Source organism: Calothrix sp. NIES-3974 (assembly GCF_002368395.1).
Classification (GTDB): Bacteria; Cyanobacteriota; Cyanobacteriia; order Cyanobacteriales; family Nostocaceae; genus NIES-3974.
The window spans coordinates 1,572,306-1,596,584 of the sequence record NZ_AP018254.1 but is presented as its reverse complement, the minus strand read 5'-3'; the positions used below and the strand labels follow the sequence as shown (position 1 = coordinate 1,596,584).

The following is a 24,279-nucleotide window of genomic DNA, read 5'->3' as shown; positions in this document are numbered from 1 at the left end:
ACATCGTTTACGCTACATATCAGGGGCTGTAACCGTTGATTATTCTAGTTTCATTTATTTCAAATTACAAGAGAATCGATATTAGTCCCCCATGTCCTTTAGACACAACCAAACAAGAAAATACCTCATTCCTGCTCCCCTGGAGACAACCCAACGGGTCGTCTCTACTCCCTACTCCCCACTCCCTATTTACAAACTAGACAGCAATGACGCGATCGCGACTATGATGTAAGTGACCATTTTGGGCAAATTTCCGTTCTAGCAATTGACGGTAAACCGCTTCATAACCATCCACCATACTAGTGACACTAAAATTTTCCAACACATGACGACGACAAGCATGACGGTCAATTTCTGACAAACGCGCGATCGCCTTGACGAAATCCTCCACGCGATCGCATATAAACCCAGTCTGACCATCTCTAATCACTTCCGGAACTGAACCCAAGGGTCTTGCTAATACGGGAGTACCAGCAGCCATCGATTCCACCATCACTAACCCAAAGGGTTCCCGCCAAGTAATCGGAAATAACATCGCCACCGCTCCACCCAGTAGTTGATTTTTCTGGGTATGGGTTGCTTCCCCTAAAAACTCTATGTGTTGACCATCAATATGGGGTTTGATTTGACTCTCGAAATACTCCACATCCACCGGATCGACCTTCCCAGCCATTTTTAGCGGTATACCTACCCGTTTGGCTATTTCAATAGCAATGTGGGGACCCTTTTCCGGGGACATCCGTCCTAAAAAGGCTAAATACTCTGGCTTTTGCGGTTGGGGATAAAAACGATGTTGATCGACATCAATTCCATTGTAAACCGTGGCAACGTAATTTAATCCTAATCTCGGTTCCCGTTGGGCATGGGATATACTGACAAAAGGTTGCTGACGATGGGTTGCAAAAACTTGTTCGTTATCTTTAGTAAATATCCCATGTAAAGTATGTACTATTGGGGTGGCAGAAAAATTACCGTACATCAAAGCTGGATAACCCACATGGGAATGGATGATATCAAATTCCTGGGAACTTCCAAATACACGACTTAACTGCAACGCTTCATAAGCAGCGTATTCCTTGATGGTGGGGTCTAAACGTATCGCTTGCGGACAAACTGATTCTAACTTCGCCTTAGAAATGGAATCTCCGGATGCAAACAGCGTCACCTCATGACCCCGTTTGACTAACTCCTCTGTTAATAAACCCACAACTAACTCCGTACCACCATAAGCTGGAGGAGGTACTCTTTCCCATAAAGGAGCAATTTGAGCTATTCGCATATAATTCTCTCAGTTGGAAAATTAGGTCGAAGAATTATTTATACTTAGAATTCGCATTCTTTAAGGTTTTGTTTAAAATTTACGCAATTATCAGTGAATTTGTAAACACCAATTACCACTACCCCTGGAGTCAGATAAACCGAACTTGACACGAACAGGGGGTAATTATTCAATAGCTGTAGAGCAGTATCGTCAAATTATTCAGCAGTTAATTCTAGAAGGCTCAAAGAGTGGTTTATCACAGGAAGGAGTAGAAACACAAGCTATTTTAGATACAGAACGTGACCATTACCTCTTGCTACATACAGGTTGGCGTGGAAATCGCCGAACTCATGGATGCAGTCTGCACCTTGACATAAAAGATGGCAAAATCTGGATTCAGCATGATGGCACAGAGATGGGGATGGCAACACAACTTTTAGAATTGGGTGTACCAAAAGAAGATATTGTTTTGGCGTTTCACTCTCCTTATATGCGTCAATTTACGGAGTTTGCAACTAATTGACCAGACCAGAATCAAAATAAATAAAATTAAAATAAATAAAAATAAATAAATAAATTAAGTTAGGTAGGTGCAATTAAACATAAAACCGCAACGTAACCGATCATTTGGCTCAAAGCCTTACTCCCCTACAGACGCGATATATCGCGTCTCTCCCTATTCCCTGTACAGACGACCCGACGGGTAGTCTCTACGGACTTCCTCTCCGCATCTAGCAAAGAGATAAAAAAAGACACTCGGATAAATTGTGTCTTCCTCAGTGTTAAAGTTATTTATACCTTAGTTCAAAAGAACGGCAGATTACCAGCAATCAAGACCCTAAAACCCTCGCGTATGCCTTTTCATACTCGTCAGTCATACTTTCCACACTAAAACGACTAACCACATACTCACGACAGGTTTGACGGTCTAATTTAGTTGCATTCGGAACCACCTCAATCATTTCCGCAAGGGAATTACACACAAAACCCGTTTCCCCATCCGCAATCACTTCCGGGACGGAACCCATATTCATTCCCAAGACTGGGGTTCCTGTAGCCATTGATTCAATCATCACTAAACCAAAGGGTTCTCGCCAAGTAATCGGAAATAAAGTTAGGGTTGCACCTGCTAAAATTTTTACCTTTTCCTCATGGGACACTTCACCCAAATACTGAATCTGTTCGCCATCGATTAATGGTTCTACCTGTTCTTGGTAGTATTTACGGTCTACCGCATCCACCTTACCTGCCATTTTCAAGGGTAAACCAGTTGCTTTTGCGACCTCAATCGCTCCGATGGGTCCTTTTTCTGGAGATATGCGACCGACGAAAGCTAAATAGGGAGAACCTTCGGGATTGGGATTATATTCATACACCGATGTATCAATCCCGTTATATACGGTGTGAATGTAATTTAAATGGGGACAAGGTTCCCGTTGAGCATTGCTAATACTAATTAAGGGCTGGTTCGGGAAATAATTCCAAATTTTTTGGTTCTCTGGGGTAAAAGCACCATGTAATGTATGTACAGTAGGAGTTTTGACTAATTCCGCAAAGGAAAGCGCCCCAAAACCAAAATGGGAATGAATGATATCAAATCTATCCGTATTATGAAACAATTCCGACAAAATTAGATGTTCGTATACACCTGGTTCCACAATACTGCGATCAAGTCGTAGTGCTTTGTCATGAACTGATACTAATTTTGCGGAGGTGATAGAATCACCCGACGCAAATAATGTCACCTCATGTCCACGTCGCACTAGTTCATCTGTCAACAACTTGACAACTAATTCAATGCCACCATATCGAAAGGGAGGAACACGCTCCCACAACGGAGAAATTAGAGCAATTCTCATGTTTCACCTAAACGGGTAAACGCTAGTTGTATTTCCCTTGTCTCTGTGTGATTTGGCAATTTGTTCAATTTAATTACCTTGACAAAACATGGTTAATACACTGCGCAGGAATCATCACTATTAACTCACTTGATAATTTCGGTTTTTACGTAAGCTCGTAGGCTGGTAATTACCTAATTTTCGATTTAATCGGAAATTATTTAGATAATCATTAGTAGTGTTTTTTACTAATTAATTAGGAAATGTGATTTCCGTTGAATTTGTTTCTCAAGTTAGTTAATAATTAGCAAGTTGAAAAAAATCAATCAACTTGAGGCAAGTTAAGTCAAAGCCTGTCACCACAATGGATTGGCTGATTTAATCCCAGTGTTAATTGAGGATTTTTTGATTTAATTTGACCTAATATTAAATTTTATCACATGATAATCACGCGAATGTATTATAAAGTCATAATTCGCCAATTAACTGATACAAGATGTCATATTTTTTCCAAAATGCTACAGTTTCAGAACTGAAATATTTAAACTTATCTTGTGTTTAATAATGTTCGTGTAAATACATCTATCCCAGGAAATAAATAGTAATTGCATAAAAATGATTTTTTGCAAAAAAAGTTGGGTTTCTCAGGGGATGTATTAAAAGTTGCTGTGCTAAAGGCTTAACTACGTGCCTTTTCTCACATTTCAAAATTAATGTTTTGCATTCGTTGAACTTACAAAGGAGGGTTTGGCGATCGCAAAATGTCTAAAAATGTCTAAAAATCAATACAGTTCAGTTAGACTTAAAAGCCTGATTATTGGGTAGGTTGGGTTGAAGAATGTAGAGGTAGAGTCTAGGCTCTGTACCTTGTGCCTAAGTTGTCGATGTGGATGAAGCTAGACCAATTATGCTGGTAATGCGTTCGTCACGATTGAGTTCGGTAATGGGTTGACCTTTAGCATCCTTATTTGTAACAGGGATAGATACAGTTTCCATCCGTATCAGACGTTGCTGATTGCTGATGAGGGCAATTTCCCTGAAATTACTAGGAATAATTCCTGCTAAATAGTCCGTTTTGTTGAATCTGAGAATTTGCGCACCCAGACTACCCCGTTGGGAAATGGGGATTTGCAGAACCGGGATATTTTTGGCTTGCCCTTCTTCGGTAACTAGGAGGATGGATTGTTGGGGATTAATCGCAATACAACCGACTAAATGTTGTTGTTTCCCAAGTCGCAGACCCTGTACTCCAATAGCATTCCGTCCCATAATGGGTAATTCATCATCGTGGATGGTCATGCGTAACATGCGACCACTGGAACTGGCTAGAATTAGTTGCATGTTACTGGATACAAATTGGGTGCTGATTAATTCGTCTTCGTCTTTCAGCTTGATGAGGGTGATTCCCCGTTTGCTTAAACTAGTCAGTTCCGCGAGACTAATACGTTTAATGCGACCCTGTTTGGTGGCCAAAATCATGGTTTGGGTTTCGGCATTGTCTGGTAGCAAAAATCGGGTAAGGATGGTTTCCTGGGATTCCTGGACTGTACTACTTAACAAGGTGACTAGGGGAGTTCCGCGAGAATTGCGACCTGTGGAGGGGGGGATTTCGGCAACTTTTAACGGGTAAGCTTTTCCTCCATTGGTGATGATAATTAATTCTTTGTCAGTTGCTGTCGCGATGGTTTGGATAATGGCATCATTTTCGCTGAGGGGTTCGGTTTTCGATTTGCGGTTGGGTGATAGGCGACGAACATATCCGCGATGGGTAAATTCTAATACTACATCTTCAGGGGCGGATTCAAAATAGCTGGGGGTGCTAGTGGGGGCTGGTTGGGAATCATCCGATTTGCTGGACTTTGGCTGGACACGACTGGGGGTGACATCCAAATTAATTCGGGTACGACGTTCGTCGCCAAATTTACGTTTGAGGTTACGTAAATCCTTTTTCAGGGATTTGAGTAACTCCTTGCGATCGCTCAATAATCTTCTGAGTAGATCAATTTGTGTTGCCAATTCTGCGGCTTCCCGTTGTAGGTTTTGTTGTTCCATCCCGGTTAAGCGTCGCATGGGCATTGCTAAAATGGCATCAGCTTGGGTTTCGCTTAATTGTAATTCGTTTTGCAGGGTGATTTTGGCGGAACTACCATCGGCCGATTGCCGCAAAATCTCGATTAATCGATCCACATTTTTTAACGCCGTTAGTAACCCTTCCAGCAAATGTAAACGGTTTTCCGCCTTGCCTAACTCGTAGCGATAACGACGATTTAAGGTGGCTTCCCGGAAATTTAAAAATTCCTGTAATAACTCCCGCAAACTTAACTGACGGGGTTGTCCATCCACCAACGCCAATAAAATTGCCCCAAAATTCACCTGGAGAGCGGTTTGTTGGTAAAGATGGTGTAAAACCTCATCCGGGTTAGTATCGCGTTTGAGTTCCACCACAACCCGCATTCCTTCGCGATCGCTTTCATCCCGAATATCGGAAATTCCCACTAATCGTCCCTGATTGACCAAATCAGCAACTTTTTCAATCCAACCAGCCTTATTCACCTGGTAGGGCAATTCTGTCACCACAATCGCGGTTCGCCGTTTACTACCCCGACTCCCAGCAATTTCCTCAATCTGGGCAATCCCGCGCAAAGTAATACTACCACGTCCAGTCCGATAAGCGTCACGAATACCGCCATCACCGACAATTTCTCCCCCAGTGGGAAAATCAGGTCCGGGAATTAACTCAAATAACTTGTCGTCACTTAACTCCGGATTATCAATTAAAGCCACCAAACCATCAACAATTTCCCCTAAATTATGGGGGGGGACATTTGTCGCCATCCCCACCGCAATCCCCGTACAACCATTCAATAACAAAAATGGTAATTGGGCAGGTAATACGGTCGGTTCCTGCTGGGAATTATCAAAATTCGGGATAAATTCGACGGTCTCTTCACCAATCTCCGCCAACATCCCCTCATGGCTAACAGGTGCTAACCGGGTTTCCGTATAACGCATCGCCGCTGGTGGGTCATTATCCACACTACCGAAATTTCCGTGTCCCCCCAACAAGGGATAACGACTAGAAAAATCCTGGACTAACCGCACCAAGGCATCATATACTGCTTGGTCGCCGTGGGGATGGTATTTACCGAGAACATCCCCCACCACCCGCGCACACTTACGATAGGGACGATCAGGTGTCAACCCCAACTCATGCATCGCATATAAAATGCGTCGGTGTACAGGTTTCAAGCCATCGCGTACGTCCGGTAAAGCCCGACCAACAATGACACTCATGGCATACTCTAAATATGAACGTTGCATCTCCGTATGCAGCGCAGTGGTGATGACCTGACCCGAAGGGATAAGGTTTAACTGTTTTGCCATGAGTGATTACCTAAAATGTGAAATAGAAAGAAACGCCGTAATCGTTGACAAGTTAGTTAGGGGTTGACAACTTGCAACTAAACAGAAAATAACATGTTTGTACCAACGTCAGCAGTTAAAGCCCCCAAATCTCTGGAATTATCCAGTTTTGTTAAGGTGCGTCAAGGCAACCCATAATCGACGAGTGGGAGAGGAAGTAGGGAACAGGGAGTAGTAAATATAATTACTCAGTAAAGTTGACTTGGTAGACTACTAGTTTATACAGATTTTAAATGGATTTACCAAATAAATCGTCTGCAAGTGAGTGGATATAACGCTTTGATTTTAGATTTTAGACTTTAAACTAATAATTTGAAATTATCAAGACTTGGTATTTGATGAGGGAGCAGGGAGCGGGGAATAGGGAATAGCCATTATCTCGGCATACCCTTAGCCTTGTCGCAAACTAGCCCTGTATACTTCACAGGGTGATATATTCCCCTTTTAGTTTGTTAACAGTCAACGGTTAACGGTTAGCCTGTGCAAACGCGACATGTCGCATCTCTAACTTCCTACCCACCCCATGAATGGAAAAAATAGGTATTTCTGAGATCAAAATTAAGAAAAGGCAGTAGTATTATCCTTGATGACGAAGATAGGTATGAGTTTATGTATCCATAAAGGTTAAACCTTGTATGTATATAAACCCCTATCTCCCTCACCCCTATAACTGAAATTCCCATGAAAACAGTTTTAATCGTTGAAGATGACCTGATTAATGCCCGCGTTTTCTCAAAAATACTAACCAAGCGCGGAGGCTTAAACGTCAAACATACGGAAAATGTGGATGAAGTCATGGAAATTGCCCACTCAGGAGGTGCTGACATCATTTTGATGGATGTCTCCCTCTCCCGTAGTGTCTATCAAGGTAAGCAAGTAGACGGTATCAAAATTACCCAAATACTGAAAGCTGATCCGCAAACAGCATCCCTACCAATTATTTTAGTTACAGCCCACGCAATGGAAGGCGATCGCGAAAATTTTCTCCAACAAAGTGGAGCTGATGGATATATTTCTAAACCCGTTGTTGATCACCAACAATTTGTTGACCAAATTAAGGCATTGTTGGATGAGTGATTCAAGAATACGGTCATCAGGAGACAGGAAAAATCGGTTAACGGTTTAAGTAATCTCCAATCCATAGACCCGTAGCAGATCGACCCCAGGGTAATCCAAAATCTAAAATCCTATTGTCGGTTTCCAGCTTCTAAAGCAGCTTGGATTCGAGGTAGGGAAAGAAACTGTTTGGCATGGCCAAGTAATTTTTGTCCCCACAGGTTTTGTTTGAGGAAATCTAAATCACCATAGCGAGCATCAATTTTTAATGCTTGCTCTCCCATGACAATACTTTGTTGGCGATCGCCTTTGATATAATTAGCAACTGCAAGGGCTAACATCGGTTCGGCAGCCCGTTTGTCAATGGCGATGGATTCCTGCCACTTTTTGATTGCTCCTTGAATATCACCCTGTTCGTATAAAACTAGACCAATGTTATTGATGGCTGGCCAAAATTTGGCATTTTGAGCGATGGATTTTCGATATTGGGCGATCGCATCTTGGTAACGGTTTAGCATGTAATAGGTGTTACCTAAGTCAAATAAACCGTTTGCATCGTTAGGTTGTAGGCGTAAACCTGCTTGGTAATAGGTCAGCGCAGTTTGGTATTTTTCTTGCTGAAAGTGTAGGGAACCCAGGGCAAACTGAACTTGATGGTTTTTGGGATTGAGGGTTTGTGCTCGTTGTAATGCGCTCAAGGCATTGGTAAAATCCTTTGTTTGCATATGTATACTACCGAGCAAAAACCAAACTCGATCGTTATTTGGTGCAAGTTGAACCGCTAAACGAGCGCGGGGTAGGGCTAATTCATACTGTTGAAATTGTGCCAAGGAAGCAGCTTCTTGAGCCAAACTCAAACCTTGTTTTTCTAGCTTGGCTGTATCCAGTTGTAATGTATGGGGTAGCAGTGCTTGTGCCAACACAGGATTGGGAATTGTCCACCACACACTACAGATTACTAATAATCTTACGAAACTTAGTTTTTTCAGCACGCTACTATCTCTACTCACAAAAATAAAATAATCATCCTTCAGCTAGCTTAAACCATCTAATCCGGTTACGACAGCAATTTGTCGTTGAAGTTACCATAATAGACGGCAAGATTGCTATTAGTTAACAGTTATTCAACAATCGTTGACCGAAAAGGAATTGGAAGCGTAGAGACCTAGCAATGCTACGTTTCTGAATTTGGACATGAATTATCATTTATCCAATACTCCCTACCCGACAATTTTGGTACTTATCGAATATTAGTAATTTAGGAAGTAGAGACGACCCGTCGGGTCATCTCTACTCCCTGTACAGACGCGATATATCGCGTCTGTACTCCCTGATCTCAACGACAATTTTTACCACCCACCTACTTATACAATCTTTTTCAACGCAATCATCCTGAATATCTTTGATATTTTTGATATTTTTTGAGATTTTATTTCAGGAAAAAATAAATCTGCACAGGTGAAAATATAAAACAGTTGACGAAAACTACAGCAGTCCGAGCGGGATTTGTGAAATCTTACGTGTAGGGTTGTTAACGTTTGACAGTTGACGGTTAACAGTCACCAGTCATCAGTCAACGGCACGCTATTTCTCACGACTTAAAAAATAGGATTGCTGTATAATATCTGATTTTTGTGCCCTTGATAATTTTCTGACTATGGGAGGAAAGTTAATAGTGAACAGCAAATTTTCTCGAAAATAGGCACAGTTAACAATTGAATAGCTATTTCTTCCCAAGCTGGTGTTCTACGTCATAACCTGGATTTCTCACGAGTAAGTTGTAAGTCTTGAGTAACGGATTGATTTTCTGACTACTCCCTACTCCCTATTCCCTGTGGGTTTTAGGGTTTTGTGAGAAATGCGGGATAAGTGTTACTGCCAAATCCATCATAACATTCCGGAAATTTCAAATCTTCCTTGGGATAATCCAAAATTGTTTGACTGTCAGCGATTCACTCTCAACAGCCATCATACATATTTTGGGAATGGAAATCGGATTGCTATATTTACCCCTTCACCAAGAAAGCAAAACTCATTTTTACTCACCATAGCTTGTCGGTGGAAATGCATGTTAATTGCTAGCTGATAACTGTTAACTGACTGATGACTAAAAATTTTATGAATTTATATAGATTTCTTCTACATTCTTCTTGGGTTGCGATCGCAATTACTATTTTCTTTCCGGCTTCTGCTCGCAGTGAGGAAAATTCTCGTCCTAGTTGGTTACAGCAGCAGAGGGCTATCCTCAATCACAACAAGAGCAAGCTTTTAGCGCAGGCTTCCGGTTCTGCGGCTGATTTAATTGTATCACCCCGTGGTTTAAGTACTCAGACTAACGGTGTATTCTCTACCCAACCTGTAATTAAATCTCCATCTCCACCAACCCCATTAGCTCAAGTCCATAGTTCTGAAACTTCGGGACGGAGTATGGAGTTTGTGCGTCCTGATTCCGATGATACCAATAATTCCGAACAAAATATCTACAAGTATATTCGCAACGATACTACGCCGAGCAAAAATTTACCGAAACACTCTGACTCCCAACTCCCCAATTATCCACCAGAAGGGATTCCTCCCCAGTCACCTGCTTCTGGATTCCCCCAACCTTCGATAAATTCTGACCCAGGAAAAACTTCACCAGCAGTAATTCCTGTGAAGAATCAATCACCAGAACATCCTCCAACCCCCCACCCTCCCAAAACGGAATTACAAAGCTTAACCCTGGAACAAGCTCTGGAAATTGCCAAACAAAATAATCCAGAGTTTCAATCTGCGTTACTCAGAGTCAAACGTAGTCAAGCTGTTCTTCGGGAAGCACAGGCTGAATGGTATCCCAAGGTGAATATTAATGGTGTAATTGAAAATACCCGCTCTGCAAGCGACCAATTAGCTGTGGAAAAGGGTGTCGCTCCTCCCAACACTGATGAAGCTGTCACCCAATTCACCGGACAAGCCGAGTTGCGCTACAGTATTTTTACGAGCGGTAGACGGAGTGCAACGGTACGGGAAGCCGAGGAAAGATTACGGGTTGATAAATTAGATGTGGAAGCTAAATATCAAACCCTACGTTTAAATACAACGCTACGATATTACGATTTACAAGCAGCCGATGAACAGGTGCGCATTAGTAAGTCAGCTGTGGAAAATGCTCAAGCGAGTTTGCGGGATGCTCAAGCTTTAGAACAAGCTGGTGTTGGTACTCGCTTTGATGTTTTGCGATCGCAGGTTAATTTAGCTAATGCGCAACAGGATGTCACTAATGCTCTTTCCCAACAGAGTATCGCTCGTCGTCGGTTAGCAACGTTATTAAGTTTACCGAGTAATGTCAATATTGTAACCGCGGAACCTGTTAAAATCGCTGGATTGTGGGATGCCCCACTAGAACCAACTATCATCCAAGCCTTTGAGCGGCGCTCCGAATTGCAACAACGTCTGGCAGAGCGAAATATCGCCCAACAACGCCGTCGTCAAGCTTTATCGGCTAAAGGTCCCCAAGTTGATTTTGTCGCTACCTATGACCTGTTAGACCAGTATAACGATGATATTAGTGTCACCGATGGTTACTCTATTGGAGTGAGAGCTAGTTTAAATTTATACGACGGAGGTGCAGCTAAAGCCAGAGCCAATCAAGCCAAAACCGATATGGCGATCGCAGAAACGAATTTTGCTTCCCAGCGAGACCAAATCCGCTTTGAAGTGGAGCAATTTTACTCCCAGTTGCAATCTAGCCAGGAAAATGTGCAAACTGCTACTCTTGCTCTAGAACAAGCAAAGGAAGCTCTGCGATTAGCACGGTTACGGTTTCAAGCTGGTGTCGGTACACAAACGGATGTCATCTCGGCTGAAAATGACCTCACCCGTGCTGAAGGTAATCGGATTACAGCGATTCTTGACTATAATCGTGCTTTTGCTAACCTGGAAAGAGCCGTGGGAACGGTTAGCAAATAATAGAAACTAACATTTCTTTGCACTTGAAATATTTCGAGGCTAAAGCCACTACTATAAACCCCTGAAAACTTAGTATGGTGGAGTACTACCGCAGTCCGAGCGAGATTTGTGAAATCTTACATGTAGGGTTTGTTAACGGTTGACAGTTGACGCTTAACAGTCACTACTTCAATCGGATTGCTATAGATCAAATTAAATTATTAAATAATTTATACTGGAGGAATGTTAGAGCAATCACCGAAAAATGACAGAATCTAATAACATCCGTACCCTATCAGTAGATATCGGTGGGAGCGGAGTAAAAGTAATGATATTAAATCAACAGGGAAATCCGATTAGCGATCGCCTGCGGGTAAATACTCCCTCCGTTGGCACACCCACATCAATTATCGCAGAGATTGTGAATTTGGCAGCCCAAGCAGGTGAGTTTGAGCGGGTATCCGTCGGTTTTCCTGGTGTTGTCCGTTCCGGTGTCACAGAAACCGCAGCCAATTTACACCCAGAATGGATCGGTTTTGATTTAGCTACAAGTTTAACTCAACACCTAAATAAACCCGTGCGTGTAATTAACGATGCAGATATGCAGGGGTTAGGAGCCATTGCTGGACGGGGTGTGGAGTTAGTAATTACACTCGGTACAGGATTTGGTTCGGCTTTATTTATTGACGGTAAATTAGTACCGAACTTGGAGATGGGTCATCATCCCTTTCGCAAAGGAGAAACCTACGAAGAACAACTCGGACGTTCTACCCTAGAAGACATCGGCGAGAAAAAATGGAATAATCGAGTCAAAAAAGCGATCGCATCTTTGCAGCATTTATTTAACTACGATTACCTTTACATCGGTGGTGGTGAAGCAAAACGCATCAATTTAAACTTACCACCCAATATCAAGTTAATTCCCAATGTCACCGGATTATTGGGGGGTATCGCCCTATGGTATGATTGGCAACATATTCCCCAGATTAAGATTTAATTTGAGTCATCTGTAAAATCTTACATGGAGGATTGTTGAGAGACGCGATATATCCCGTCTCTACGCCCAATGATTGGTTACATTGTGGTTTTATGTTTAACTGCACTACCTACTGATTGATGGTGTTGAAAATAGATATCAACCTAGTGGATACACGGTAGAACGTTTTATTTATATTTAATTGCACCTATTCCCTATCACCCTGATAAGCTGGGGTTATCAGCTCATCAAAAATGTACTTAATCAAGTATGAAACAAAACCACTTGATAGACATCAGGAGATATATCTCGACTTTATTAACAAAGCAGTGGCGACATATCCGAACAAAATTGAGATTAATCATCCTATTTGGACTAAGTTTAGTAATTATTGCAGGCTGTCAATCTTCTAGCCAAATATCCAACAGCAAAGTCATTAAATTAACCTTTTGGCATGGTGTAAATCCGCCCCCCAACCGGGATGTGGTCAATAAATTAATCGACAAATTTAATCAAACCCATCCTGATATCTTCGTAGAATCATTATATGTTGGCCAACAAGACCAACAGATGCCAAAAATTTTAGCGGCAGTTGTGGGTAATGCCCCCCCAGATTTACTTTGGTATAATCCTACCATTGGCGGCCAGTTAGTAGAATTAAATGCCCTCATCCCCCTGGACGAAATGCTGGCAAAATCGCCCGTGAAATCCGAAATTGACCCAGCTCTGTTTGAGTCCATGACCTATCAGGGGAAAATTTGGTCAGTACCTTTTGCGACTAATAATGTGGGAATATTTTATCGTCCCAGTTTATTTCAAGCCGCAGGTATTCAGGAATTACCCAAAATCTGGAGTGAATTTCGTGAAGTCGCCAAAAAATTGACCAGGGATTTAGATGGGGATGGCAGAATCGATCAACACGGAATGTTTCTGCCCTTGGGAAAAGGGGAATTTACCGTATTCACCTGGTTGCCATTTCTCTGGTCAGGGGGAGGAGAATTAGTTCCGGAAAACATCAACACAGCCGCAGGTGTGCAACTGGAAAATAATCAGGGAGCGATCGCAGCATTAGAGTTTTGGCGTAATCTCATCAATGATGGTTCCGTTCAACTATCGGGACCCGAACGGGGTTACGAAACCGATGCATTTGTCGCGGGAAAGGTTGCTATGCAAATCACCGGACCCTGGACACTAGGAGAAATGCAATCCCAGGGAATTGATTTTGGTGTGTTTCCCATCCCGATGGACAAACGTCCCGCAACTAGTATTGGTGGTGAAAATTTATACTTATTTAAAACTAATCCCCAGCGTCAACAAGCAGCCTTTACTTTTGCCGAATATACCCTCAGTCAAGAATTTCAAACCGAATTAGCTCTAGGAACAGGTTATTTACCAATCAACCTCAAAGCCAGAGAAAACCCTAAATACATCGAATTTACCCAAAAACAGCCAGCAGTCAAAGTATTTCTCCAACAAGCTCAATATGGACGTAGCCGTCCCATTTTCCCAGGTTATAATCGGGTTTCGGAAAATATCGGTCGTGCCATTGAAAGTGTCATTTTAGGCAAAACCACACCCTCCCAAGCTCTGAAAGCTTCCCAGCAGCGACTGGATTTGATTTTTCAGTCATGAGCAATGAGTAGAGACGACCCGTCGGGTCGTCTCTACCTACCAGATTTGGGTAATCCAATTTAATAATTATCCAATTTTCGGGCAAGATACCCAAAACACAGGATATTCTATTTTTCGGAAGTCTCTTAAATCAATATTTATCCTGAAACAGATGATTTGGCTGAGAATGAATTGAGGAAGACAGTTGAACCACCTGATATTTACTAAATATTTTCTTAGATACATGTATTGAATAAATCTTATCAGTTGCCGGATAAATTGCGTATATTGACATAAATTACATCAGATGAATCCTCCTAATCACTGGGATTCGGAGGAATCAAATGGAAACCATTAATTATAAATTATCGTCCACAGGAAATGTAACTTTTGAGGAACATGTACTTTCATTCACACACAGTTCATTTACCACGTTTTCTGGAATTTGAATCGTAGATAATTTGGAAATTCCCTTTCCCAGAGTGAAATTTAGAGTGGCGATCGCCAAAAGTATCGAGTTATCATCGCCATTGATTTTACCTAATTTAGGGGTGTATCGCATTTGCACTATCACTTAGGGAAAATCTCTGTGCATCGTCTTCCGGGTCAACTACCCCTATACATCTCCAAACATCTCAAGTGTTACCAAAGGGTATTGACAGTTATTGTTAATTCTGCCATCCCTTGGTTGCTAGGAGCAAAATGCTCAACCTCCTACTTTTCATGTCACAAAATCATGAAAAAATGGTCATAGCCGTGTTAGCATGTGACGCTACAAGCAGTGTCATAGAAGTTCCATGTCAAGAGGTATGGGGTATCGGTATCGATGCGAAGTCCGAAAAATCCTTATTTACGGTGTTTTCCGCCCGAAATTTGTCAGTACCAGCTTTGTCGGTGACTGCATGAGGATTTGTCATTGTTTATATATATTTAAAGCTCCCACAACAATCAATCAGGAGAAAACATTGTGAAAATACACTGGTTACTACCTGGCAGTCTAATTATAGTTCCGGTCTTCATGCTCGCGTCACCAGCACAGGCTGCAAGGTTACAGTCTTGGCGGTTTGACCCCAATACCAATCAATTAGAAATTCGCACTGAGGGAGCCGTACAACCACAGGCTCAGTTAGTATTTAATCCCACCAGATTAGTCATTGATTTACCAGGAATCAATTTTGGTAGACCACAAACCCAACAAACCCTGAGTGGTTCCTTCCGTGCAGTGCGTGTTGGTCAGTTTGACCCTTCGACTGCACGAATTGTAGTGGAAGTTGCTCCCGGTTATACCCTTGACCCCCAACAAGTTCAATTTGAAGGTAGAACCACAAGCTATTGGATAGTTAAATTACCATCCCCCCAAAGACAAACTGGCAATAGCAGCAATAATCCAGAAACTATTTACGGTGTGGTCAACCGGGATAGACCACCAAGCGCCGGTAATTCCAGTAATAACCCCACTAGTTCAACCAGACCAATTGCTAGTGGAGTTAGGGGAGCAACCCAAGTTGATGATTTACGAATTACTGGAGATGGCTTATTTGTCCGTACTAGTGGCACTGGTAATCCATTATTAAGGGTAAATCGTAGTAGCGATCGCAGAACAATTAATATTGATGTTACCAATGCATCCATTTCTCCCAATCTCGGTAATCCGGAAATAAATGTGAATCGTTTTGGTGTCAGTCAAGTCAGGTTCACCGAGTTGGAAAGCAATCCCCCCATCGTCCGTATATCCCTGAATGTGGATCGAGATGCTCCCAATTGGCAGGCTTCTCGCAGTGGTAATAATGGTATTATCCTCCTTCCTGACCGCTTAGGTAGTATCTCGAACGAACGTCCTAGTAACCCTTCAGATTCAACACCTAATCCCTCCCCCCGTGAGGGAATTGCCACCATCGAGTCGATTGATTTCAATGCCACCGCCAATCAGTTGCTAATTCGTGCTAATAAAGGTGTGCGAGCAACTAGCGGTTGGGATCGGTCTTCGGCCATGTTTCAGGTGACTATCCCCAACGCCAAACTTGCACCTTCCGTTAGGGGACCCCAACTGGATGGTAATAGTCCTGTTCTGCGAGTCCGTCTCCAAGAACTTAAAGATTCCCAAAGTGTAGTTGTCCTGGTGCAACCAGCTGCAAGGGTGCAAATCGGTCAGTTGAATCAACTTAGCGGACAGTTATTAGCACTAGAATTAAGACGGGATTCCTCACCGATTACACCTCCCGTAGTTTTACCTCCCCTCCCCCGTCCCAACCCCGCACCCACTCCCGAAATACCCGACCGACCCACGCTCCCCAATCCCACCCCCGTACCTCGACCCACACCAAATTCCCGTCCAGTGGTATTTATTGACCCCGGTCACGGTGGTCAAGATCCAGGGGCAATTGGTATCGGTGGATTGCGGGAAAAGGATGTAATTCTGCCTATTTCCCAACGAATCGCCCAGGTACTAGAACAAAATGGTATTCAAGTAGTAATGGCTCGGAATGCGGATTATTTTGTCAGTTTACAGGGACGGGTAGACATGGCAGAACAAGCTAGGGCAAGTGTATTTGTGAGCATCCACGCCAATTCTGCTGGTGCTAGCCGTCCAGATGTAAACGGGTTAGAAACCTACTATTACGAAAGTGGATTACGATTAGCCCAAGTCGTCCATGCTAGCATTCTTCGCAGTGTAGATGTTCCTGACCGGAAAGTGCGTAAAGCCCGTTTTTATGTGTTGCGTCGCAGTTCCATGCCATCTATTTTAGTAGAGACGGGCTTTGTCACAGGTGCAGGAGATGCGGCCAGATTACGTAACCCCGTATTCCAACGACAAATGGGTGAGGCGATCGCTCGTGGTATTCTCCAGTATCTCGGTCGCTAATAATTTTAGGTTATCACCATTTGATTTTGGATTTTGGATTTTGGATTTTGGATTAGGGTAATCAAATTTAATAATTAGGGTCTGCGGAAAAAGTCTGAAGCGTGGGGGTAGGGGATAGGGAGTGGGTACAGACGACCCGTCGGGTCGTCTGTACAGGGAATAGTTTTACACAGGCTGCAAAAATTAAAAGCGTATCATATAATCCAAAAAAACTAATTATCAACTCTGGCCTGTGCTTCCATCTGCAATTTTTGAAGCTAATCTGCAAACCTTTGCGCGCGAACCTCAACGCGCTCCCATTGGTGTTTTTGATAGTGGTGTGGGGGGATTAACGGTATTACGGGAACTCTACCGCCAACTTCCCCATGAATCAATTATCTATCTCGGCGACACAGCCAGACTTCCCTACGGAATTCGGACTCCTGCCGAGATTTGCCAGTTTAATCGGGAAATTCTCACTTGGATGCAAGCCCAAGGGGTAAAAATGACCATCATGGCTTGCAATACTAGCTCGGCTTTGGCTTTGGATACTGTACGTCAGGAATTCAATTTTCCCATCCTCGGCGTAATTTTACCAGGGGCTAGGGCTGCTGTTCAAGCCGGCTCCCGTATCGGTGTAATTGCTACCCCCGCAACTGCTAAAAGTAATGCCTATAAACAAGCTATCCAGGAAATTAATCCCGATATCCAGGTGTGGCAGGTCGGTTGTCCAGAATTTGTACCCCTAATCGAACAAAACCGCATCCACGACCCCTACACCCTTGCGGTAGCTCGTTCCTACCTTGAACCCCTTCTCGAAGCAGAAATTGATACCCTGGTCTACGGTTGTACCCATTATCCCCACTTGGAACCAATCCTGCGATCGCTACTTCCGGAACGAGTTCGTCTGGTAAATCCGGCACAACATGTTGTCAGTGCTTGCACCCAAGAACTAGAGTTACTGGGATTACGTAATAACTATCCACCCATGCCAACTCGATTTGTTGTCAGTGGCTGTCCCCAAGAATTTGCCCAATCTGCTTTTAATTGGTTAGGCCATACCCCCACTGTCGAATCCATCCAATTCCCACATGTCATCTCCCCAACCACTCACCCAGATATGCAGTTGGCTGTCAACGGTCAATCGTCAACAGCCACCACAGATATTTCTCCATCTTGAAACCAAATTGTGAACCTAAATTGTGAGTTTTATTGACCACTCACAATCTCCGTAATATTTCCATTCATCGATACCTCTGCTGCCAACTCATCACTAGAAATTGATTGAGTTTGACGCGGAGGTATTTTGCTTGTACCTCGTTTTGCCAATGCCAACAATAAGTACACAACAAATAGGTATCCCGAAGCTAAAATAAAAGTCATCATAGGCATTTTTCCACCAACCATCTCTCGACCCAAAAGTTTATCGACCAACCCACAAGTTTGTACGCGCAAAAGTACTTCTGCACGCTCAAGCCTGCAAAAACCTACTACGTTCACACCGACGAATATGGTGTAGTCTGATTCCAACTCAACCCAAATTAAACCGCACCGAAATTGACGATGCCCATTCTACTTATTCAGTTTTCTACTGTAGGCGGACTTTACGTCATACCTCAATCAATCGCAAATGGTTATAAACTAACTATTCGCTCTCGACCAAAAAGTTTTCGATTCTCAGTTTTGCCAGTTGAATCTTCGGTAGACTTGATGCCATCCCGTCACAGATTCTTTCAATGACTAAATTCATCTTGAATGAATGAACCTCAAATCAAAAACCGGCTGACTACTCACCTCAAGTCCTAACCTTGAACATCTTGAATATGCAGTTAACTCCTCAACTGACCAAAGATCCTAAAAATACTTTGGCAAGACATATTCCAAGACAAGCAAACTTCCTGCTGATAAGGTTAAACAACCATCCCTAACAGACTTGCTCACCCTATCCAGCGAAACTCAACATTTGCCTCGATTCGCTTGCAAACCTAGACAGGTAATACAGATTTACCTGCCAAAGTACCTATAGTTACCTTTTAGCTAGTCTCTTACTGATTCGCTACAAGAGCATTTAACTACCAGACATGTATCTAAGACACCATCTCTGGATTCTCGGAAGTCAAAAACTGTCGCTAAACAGTCTATCTCCTCCAAGAATTTATATTCAAAAAATAAATTTCTTTACTATATATAGACTAACACAAAATTCCCAGTATTTCAGGCCAATTTTGGGAAAAAATTATTTGTTCTGATGGAGACTACAAAAAATGAAGAGGGGGAATCGTTGCCAGCAGATGTGTTGATCAAATGATACATGAAATCGACCAAAACATTACCGGGGATTATCTAGTCATAGCTTCGATTTTCTCCATTTATCGCCCAAATACTCCCCAATAAATATCCTCCAAAAATAATCTGCAAGAATTCAGGTCATGAATACTTTGCGCAAATCCTGGCATATCTTAAAATAAACATAGAATATTTAAATTTTTGTAACAACTAGCCAGAGTCCGCCATCCATGACCCCAGCTACCTCCCTTTTTTCCCCTGTGGAAGCAGACCTGCGAATGCTTGCCGAAAACCTCAAGCAACTCGTTGGCAATGGTCATCCCATCCTATCGGCTGCCGCCGAACATTTGTTCGGGTCGGGGGGTAAGCGAATTCGACCAGCCATCGTTCTCCTAATATCGCGGGCAACCATGCTGGAGCGTGGTATTAGTCAACGCCATCGCCGATTAGCGGAAATTACGGAAATGATTCATACCGCGAGCTTAGTCCATGACGACGTGGTGGATGAAGCCGAGTTAAGACGGGGGATACCGACCGTACATAGTTTATTTGGTAATCGCATTGCCATTTTGGCGGGGGATTTTTTGTTTGCCCAAGCCTCCTGGTACTTAGCTAACCTAGATAACCTAGAAGTAGTAAAATTGCTGTCACAGGTAATTATGGATTTGGCAGCAGGGGAGATACAGCAGGGTTTAAATCGATTTGACACCAGTCTATCGATGGAAGCCTATTTAGAAAAAAGCTATTACAAAACAGCAACATTATTTGCCAATAGTGCCAAGGCTGCTGGGATACTAAGCGAAGTTAGCCCATCAATGGCGGAACACCTGTATGATTATGGTCGTCACCTGGGGTTAGCCTTCCAAATAGTCGATGATATTTTAGATTTCACCAGTTCCGCCGACACCCTCGGAAAGCCTGCTGGTTCAGACCTTAGAAGTGGTAACTTAACGGCACCAGTTTTGTTTGCCTTGGAAGAGAAACCCTGTTTAGACGTGTTGATTGAGCGAGAGTTCGCCCAAGCAGGAGACCTAGAGCAAGCTTTAGAAATAATTAATGATAGTCAGGGAATTAGTAAAGCGCGGGATTTAGCAGCCCATCATGCCAAATTAGCGATTGAGCATCTAGCGGATTTACCAGTATCGGATTCGCGCTACTCTCTGATAAACCTTGCTGATTATGTGATTAGTCGGTTGTATTAATTAAGGAGTAATTCGTAATTTGTAGTTCGTAATTCATAATACCCGCTACGCGGGAAGCAAGCTACGTAATTTGTAATAGCCTATGGCAAGTCGCTATGCGTCTACGTAATACCCGCTACGCGGGAAGCAAGCTACGTAATTGCGAATAGGTAATTTCTGGTCACTAGCCTCTAGTTTGAGTTATGGACAGGTGTGTGAATACCCTCGACTTCAGAGTAACTAGGAATTACTTAGGCGCAAGCCATGCGGTAGGTTATTATCAATTACGAATTACAGCAATCCGATTTAAGTCGTGAAAAATAGTGTGCCGTTGACTGGTGACTGGTGACTGTTAACTGTCAACCGTTAACAACCCCACATGTAAGATTTCACAAATTATTTAGGACTGCGGTATATTGACAAAAATAATGGGATACAGAGTCTTGAGTACGGTAGGGTATGCGAGAACTTGGGTCATGGAGCGATTCATGTTGGGTGAAACCCGAAACGCTACAGGTTCCTACTCCCCACTTCCTAATTTCAAGTATGACTAGAAGTTAACACTGCACAATTGGCGAGAAGCAGGTTAAGCTGATATCTGATTCGATTAGGCGATATCAGGAGGTATAGGACTGGAATTGGGTTTTTGTTGTGTGTGTAAAAATCCTTGGATTTGGCTCTGGAGTTGGTGTCGCGGTATTTCCACAGCATTGCTCATCGTGCCAGGGGTTTCAAAAAAAACTATACTATCTACGGGTTCCAATGCCACGAGTTGGAATAATAGATGGATAACAGGAATGGGTGCAGCAATTACTTGAGGGTCAAGACCAGCATCAGTGTTGGTCGAAACATCTTGTAAGGTAGGGAAAGCGTAAATTACTCGCTTTTCCAGATTCGGGTTAGTACGATTGCTCAAAGTTGTCACAATCCAATGGTGATCCATATCTTGGAGAATGTAGTATTGAAGGTGACGAAGTGGTTGAGCGATTGCTTGTAGCACTGGCGCGATCGCAATCATCAGTTGCGGTGTCACACCATCTTGGGGTGCATTGTCAACCAGCGATTGAATTTGTGCTTGTAAATCCATAAGGTCAGTCAAAAAATTATTTGTAGTGATAGTGGGTAAGCGTGTCGGTTATGGTTTCCTCAAAATTGTGGAGATTGTAAATAATCCCCTCGGATTTGGGAATAATTAGGTTAACCTTGATTTGTAACTGGGGATTTATCCTGTCTTTAAGCTTATACCCTCGTGATTTTCAGTATCACTAAAATCCTACAGGTAATAGATAGCTATGTTGGGGTCTTTTTTAGAACGAGACTATGAATCTAGCCGCAACCACAACTATTCAGGGAGACAATTCTATCGGCGTGGAGGCGATATTTGAATTCCTATATCAAGAGCTTCGGCAATCGACCAAAGCTTCAGAACAAAACTGCCGTGATGTCGCCATGCGGATTACGACAGAAGTGTATCGGATTTGCAGTGAGAGTAAACGCATTCAAGCCTCTGGTGCGATCGCAAGTTCGGCCATGAGTTTGGCTCGCCATCGTCTACAGCAATGTCTACGGTACTACAATTTGGGTTCACATCGCGGTCGAGTTGAACTGCATAGTACACTCAGTGCCATTATCTACCGCTATATTAATCCGCCCCAAAGGCAATTAAGTTACCAGGGTCGCCTCACAATTATTGAAGACTTTTTACAGAGTTTTTATTTGGAAGCTCTAAATGCCTTTCGCCGGGAAAATCAAATGGGAGCGACGTACCAACCCCAAACCCAGTTGCAATTATCCGAGTATATGGCATTTACGGAACGGTACGGTAAACGGCGTATACCCCTTCCCGGTCGGCAACAACAATTAATTATTCTCCGCGCTCAGACCTTTTCCCAGCAGCAACCTCCAGAAACCTGTGTGGATATTGAGCAAGCTGCTGAAGGAAGTACCAGCGAAGCCGATGGGAATTGGGAAGACCCAGCAGTGCAGCAGTTGCGCAGCGCCATGGCCACCCAACCGGAACCGGAACCCCAGGAAGAAACTTTACGCTCGGTGGTCATCGAAGAATTGATGAATTATCTCGAAGAGCGACAACAAAACGATTGTGCCGATTATTTTGCCCTGCGTCTCCAGGACTTGTCTGCCCAAGAAATTGAATCGGTTCTCGGTTTAACTTCACGGCAACGGGATTATCTCCAACAAAGATTTAAGTATCATTTAATCCGTTTTGCCCTACTCCATCGTTGGGAATTAGTCCACGAATGGTTGGAAGCCGATTTAAACATGAATTTAGGATTAACACCCCAACAGTGGGATGTTTTTATCGCCGGACTGGATGACAAACAACGGGGATTGTTGGAATTAAAACAACAAGGACACACGGATGAAAAAATTGCCAGAACCCTGGGGTTATCTACAGCGCAACTACAAAAGCGTTGGTTTAAAATTTTGGAACAAGCTTGGGAAATTCGTAACTCTTTAATGTCCGGATCGGGTGCTTCTACTCATGAATAGTAACTCAGAATCCTTACAAAACCAGTTACTACGATGGTTGTTGGCAGAAAATGCCGAAACCTTAGAAAATACTGTGGAAGATTGTAAGGAAAATTACGGGGTAAATCAACAAGCTACTGATGGAACTGGTGTTACTCATGACATCGGTTCATTGTCATCAGCAGATTCTCTACCCCCAACCTTTCAACTAGGAGAAATTCCTACTGTGCAAGAACGTTTCCAAGCCGTCCTGAAGCGTCGGTTAAAAATTCAAATCGAAAACCATCCTCCTTTATTCCCTTGGGAGTCTCAATTAGTCGATTATCCGGAGTATGTGGACAACCCAGCTGTTGTTCTTAACCCTGGTTGGAATTGGTCGTTTCAGCAATCATTGCTCAATTTACCGACCAATTTACCCGAACGGGTTTTCCAACAGTTATTGGCCAAATGCCAAGGGCTGATTGCATCCTCAATTCCCCTGGGGGCAAAATTAGTGCAAGCGGTGGAAGTTTTATTTCCCAATGAGCCACAGGCTCTCAACGAGTTAGCGGGGATGGTCTTACGTACTCCCTATCGCTCGGTAGATACTTTAGCGAGTTTGCCAATTTTAGAGCAGGACTATGAGCAACTTCAGGAACGTCAACAGATGGCCCTGTCGTTGATTGCTGCCAAGCAATTGCTCGAAAACCTGACTTTGGAAATTTCTGCTACCCAACCAGTGATTGAGCGACGCTGGTTAACTAGTGCCGGGATGTTAAATTTACGGGTAGAATCCACTGGACCAGATGGTGCAAGAGCATTGCGGGTGCGAGGAGATTTGCCCTGTTCCGGGACAATCACTGTCCGGGATCAAACATCTGGTGCTGTTGCCCAGGCAACTGGGGCTGGTAGCTTGAGTTTAGAATTAACAGCGAGTTCCCCTCAACAAGCTTGGATTTTGGAATTGAGCTTGGATGAGTGTATCCAACCACCCCTAACGCTGGTGATTAATGCGGTTTAATGCTAATCACCAACCCCGTTGAATCTCCAGTTGCTATCCAGCTTAAATGTTAAAACTATCACTTATGGCATGGATAATTGTTCCTCTGCCGTAGTATTAACGATGACAATCCATAATTTCCGACCTATCTTGATAGACAAACAGCGATTGACCACAATAATTGTCTATTCGTAATTAGCTGTCTTCCTGTGGGTTTGCCAGTTTGTTGGTACGCAAACCGACACAGCCAACTGGACTCACTGCTTGTGCATCTACATAATTTAATTTGTAGTTGCAAATTGCGAATTGTTTATTGCGAATTGGTTTGACGGGGCACTGGCAAAAGTCAATTTTTGACGATGCGGTGCTTTTGATGTCTGAACCAGCCGAAAAGAAAAAAATATTTGGT

General features: G+C 43.1%; 17 protein-coding genes. 10 read left to right on the top strand and 7 right to left on the bottom strand.

The window, feature by feature from the left end; genetic code table 11:
• Positions 1–196 precede the first annotated feature (196 nt).
• Positions 197–1,279, bottom strand: coding sequence for a glycosyltransferase family 4 protein (locus CDC37_RS06205; RefSeq protein WP_096620976.1), 1,083 nt, complete (start codon positions 1,277–1,279; stop codon positions 197–199).
• A 172-nt stretch (positions 1,280–1,451) separates the two neighbouring features.
• On the opposite strand from CDC37_RS06205, the gene CDC37_RS06200 reads away from it, so the two are divergent.
• On the top strand, positions 1,452–1,784 hold the full coding sequence (locus CDC37_RS06200) for a XisI protein (protein ID WP_096625956.1): 333 nt from the start codon (positions 1,452–1,454) through the stop codon (positions 1,782–1,784).
• Positions 1,785–2,091: 307 nt separating this feature from the next.
• On the opposite strand, the gene CDC37_RS06195 is transcribed toward CDC37_RS06200, so the two are convergent.
• Positions 2,092–3,120, bottom strand: coding sequence for a glycosyltransferase family 4 protein (locus tag CDC37_RS06195; protein ID WP_096620975.1), 1,029 nt, complete (start codon positions 3,118–3,120; stop codon positions 2,092–2,094).
• An 852-nt stretch (positions 3,121–3,972) separates the two neighbouring features.
• The gene (gyrA, locus tag CDC37_RS06190) at positions 3,973–6,483 is read right to left on the bottom strand and encodes a DNA gyrase subunit A (RefSeq protein ID WP_096620974.1); all 2,511 of its coding nucleotides are present in this window, start codon (positions 6,481–6,483) and stop codon (positions 3,973–3,975) included.
• A gap of 720 nt (positions 6,484–7,203) precedes the next feature.
• On the opposite strand from gyrA, the gene CDC37_RS06185 reads away from it, so the two are divergent.
• Entirely contained in the window at positions 7,204–7,599 is a 396-nt protein-coding gene (locus CDC37_RS06185; RefSeq protein WP_096620973.1) for a response regulator, read from the top strand.
• Between the two features lie 110 nt (positions 7,600–7,709).
• Here the strand turns inward: CDC37_RS06185 and CDC37_RS06180 are convergent, their stop codons facing one another.
• Positions 7,710–8,570: a tetratricopeptide repeat protein gene (locus tag CDC37_RS06180; protein WP_096620972.1), complete on the bottom strand. Its 861-nt coding sequence runs from the start codon at positions 8,568–8,570 to the stop codon at positions 7,710–7,712.
• Positions 8,571–9,681: 1,111 nt separating this feature from the next.
• On the opposite strand from CDC37_RS06180, the gene CDC37_RS06175 reads away from it, so the two are divergent.
• The 3 genes from CDC37_RS06175 (at position 9,682) to CDC37_RS06165 (ending at position 14,113) form a co-directional block, all read left to right on the top strand.
• Positions 9,682–11,526 (top strand): TolC family protein, encoded by a 1,845-nt coding sequence (locus tag CDC37_RS06175; RefSeq protein ID WP_096620971.1) that lies wholly within the window; start codon positions 9,682–9,684, stop codon positions 11,524–11,526.
• A 244-nt stretch (positions 11,527–11,770) separates the two neighbouring features.
• Positions 11,771–12,502: an ROK family protein gene (locus tag CDC37_RS06170; RefSeq protein ID WP_096620970.1), complete on the top strand. Its 732-nt coding sequence runs from the start codon at positions 11,771–11,773 to the stop codon at positions 12,500–12,502.
• Between the two features lie 249 nt (positions 12,503–12,751).
• Complete coding sequence (locus CDC37_RS06165; protein WP_096620969.1) at positions 12,752–14,113, top strand: ABC transporter substrate-binding protein; 1,362 nt, start codon at positions 12,752–12,754, stop codon at positions 14,111–14,113.
• Positions 14,114–14,450: 337 nt separating this feature from the next.
• Here CDC37_RS06165 and CDC37_RS06160 read toward each other — a convergent pair whose 3' ends face one another.
• Positions 14,451–14,654: a hypothetical protein gene (locus tag CDC37_RS06160; protein WP_157780666.1), complete on the bottom strand. Its 204-nt coding sequence runs from the start codon at positions 14,652–14,654 to the stop codon at positions 14,451–14,453.
• A gap of 405 nt (positions 14,655–15,059) precedes the next feature.
• Here CDC37_RS06160 and CDC37_RS06150 point away from each other — a divergent pair, with 405 nt between their 5' ends.
• Complete coding sequence (locus tag CDC37_RS06150) at positions 15,060–16,955, top strand: N-acetylmuramoyl-L-alanine amidase (RefSeq protein WP_096620966.1); 1,896 nt, start codon at positions 15,060–15,062, stop codon at positions 16,953–16,955.
• A gap of 232 nt (positions 16,956–17,187) precedes the next feature.
• On the top strand, positions 17,188–18,114 hold the full coding sequence (murI, locus tag CDC37_RS06145) for a glutamate racemase (protein ID WP_096620965.1): 927 nt from the start codon (positions 17,188–17,190) through the stop codon (positions 18,112–18,114).
• A 29-nt stretch (positions 18,115–18,143) separates the two neighbouring features.
• Here murI and CDC37_RS06140 read toward each other — a convergent pair whose 3' ends face one another.
• Complete coding sequence (locus CDC37_RS06140; RefSeq protein ID WP_231943233.1) at positions 18,144–18,320, bottom strand: hypothetical protein; 177 nt, start codon at positions 18,318–18,320, stop codon at positions 18,144–18,146.
• 1,130 nt (positions 18,321–19,450) lie between these two features.
• Between CDC37_RS06140 and sds the strand changes: the two genes are divergently transcribed.
• On the top strand, positions 19,451–20,422 hold the full coding sequence (sds, locus tag CDC37_RS06135; protein ID WP_096620964.1) for a solanesyl diphosphate synthase: 972 nt from the start codon (positions 19,451–19,453) through the stop codon (positions 20,420–20,422).
• Positions 20,423–21,008: 586 nt separating this feature from the next.
• Here the strand turns inward: sds and CDC37_RS06130 are convergent.
• A complete protein-coding gene (locus CDC37_RS06130) occupies positions 21,009–21,488 on the bottom strand; it encodes a hypothetical protein (RefSeq protein ID WP_096620963.1) in 480 nt (159 codons plus the stop codon).
• A gap of 233 nt (positions 21,489–21,721) precedes the next feature.
• Here CDC37_RS06130 and hetZ point away from each other — a divergent pair, with 233 nt between their 5' ends.
• Positions 21,722–22,912 (top strand): heterocyst differentiation protein HetZ, encoded by a 1,191-nt coding sequence (hetZ, locus tag CDC37_RS06125; RefSeq protein ID WP_096620962.1) that lies wholly within the window; start codon positions 21,722–21,724, stop codon positions 22,910–22,912.
• Positions 22,905–23,891, top strand: a complete 987-nt coding sequence (locus CDC37_RS06120) for a PatU (RefSeq protein ID WP_096620961.1) — start codon at positions 22,905–22,907, stop codon at positions 23,889–23,891. The genes hetZ and CDC37_RS06120 overlap by 8 nt, the downstream gene beginning before the upstream one ends.
• Positions 23,892–24,279 lie beyond the last annotated feature (388 nt).

What these genes read in the sequence shown, in the direction of transcription:
- CDC37_RS06205 (WP_096620976.1), bottom strand. Translation starts at nt 1,279, where the DNA reads ATGCGAATAGCTCAAATTGCTCCTTTATGGGAAAGAGTACCTCCTCCA.
- CDC37_RS06195 (WP_096620975.1), bottom strand. Translation starts at nt 3,120, where the DNA reads ATGAGAATTGCTCTAATTTCTCCGTTGTGGGAGCGTGTTCCTCCCTTT.
- gyrA (WP_096620974.1), bottom strand. Translation starts at nt 6,483, where the DNA reads ATGGCAAAACAGTTAAACCTTATCCCTTCGGGTCAGGTCATCACCACT.
- CDC37_RS06185 (WP_096620973.1), top strand. Translation starts at nt 7,204, where the DNA reads ATGAAAACAGTTTTAATCGTTGAAGATGACCTGATTAATGCCCGCGTT.
- CDC37_RS06175 (WP_096620971.1), top strand. Translation starts at nt 9,682, where the DNA reads ATGACTAAAAATTTTATGAATTTATATAGATTTCTTCTACATTCTTCT.
- CDC37_RS06170 (WP_096620970.1), top strand. Translation starts at nt 11,771, where the DNA reads ATGACAGAATCTAATAACATCCGTACCCTATCAGTAGATATCGGTGGG.
- CDC37_RS06165 (WP_096620969.1), top strand. Translation starts at nt 12,752, where the DNA reads ATGAAACAAAACCACTTGATAGACATCAGGAGATATATCTCGACTTTA.
- CDC37_RS06160 (WP_157780666.1), bottom strand. Translation starts at nt 14,654, where the DNA reads ATGCGATACACCCCTAAATTAGGTAAAATCAATGGCGATGATAACTCG.
- CDC37_RS06140 (WP_231943233.1), bottom strand. Translation starts at nt 18,320, where the DNA reads ATGATGACTTTTATTTTAGCTTCGGGATACCTATTTGTTGTGTACTTA.
- sds (WP_096620964.1), top strand. Translation starts at nt 19,451, where the DNA reads ATGACCCCAGCTACCTCCCTTTTTTCCCCTGTGGAAGCAGACCTGCGA.
- CDC37_RS06130 (WP_096620963.1), bottom strand. Translation starts at nt 21,488, where the DNA reads ATGGATTTACAAGCACAAATTCAATCGCTGGTTGACAATGCACCCCAA.
- hetZ (WP_096620962.1), top strand. Translation starts at nt 21,722, where the DNA reads ATGAATCTAGCCGCAACCACAACTATTCAGGGAGACAATTCTATCGGC.
- CDC37_RS06120 (WP_096620961.1), top strand. Translation starts at nt 22,905, where the DNA reads ATGAATAGTAACTCAGAATCCTTACAAAACCAGTTACTACGATGGTTG.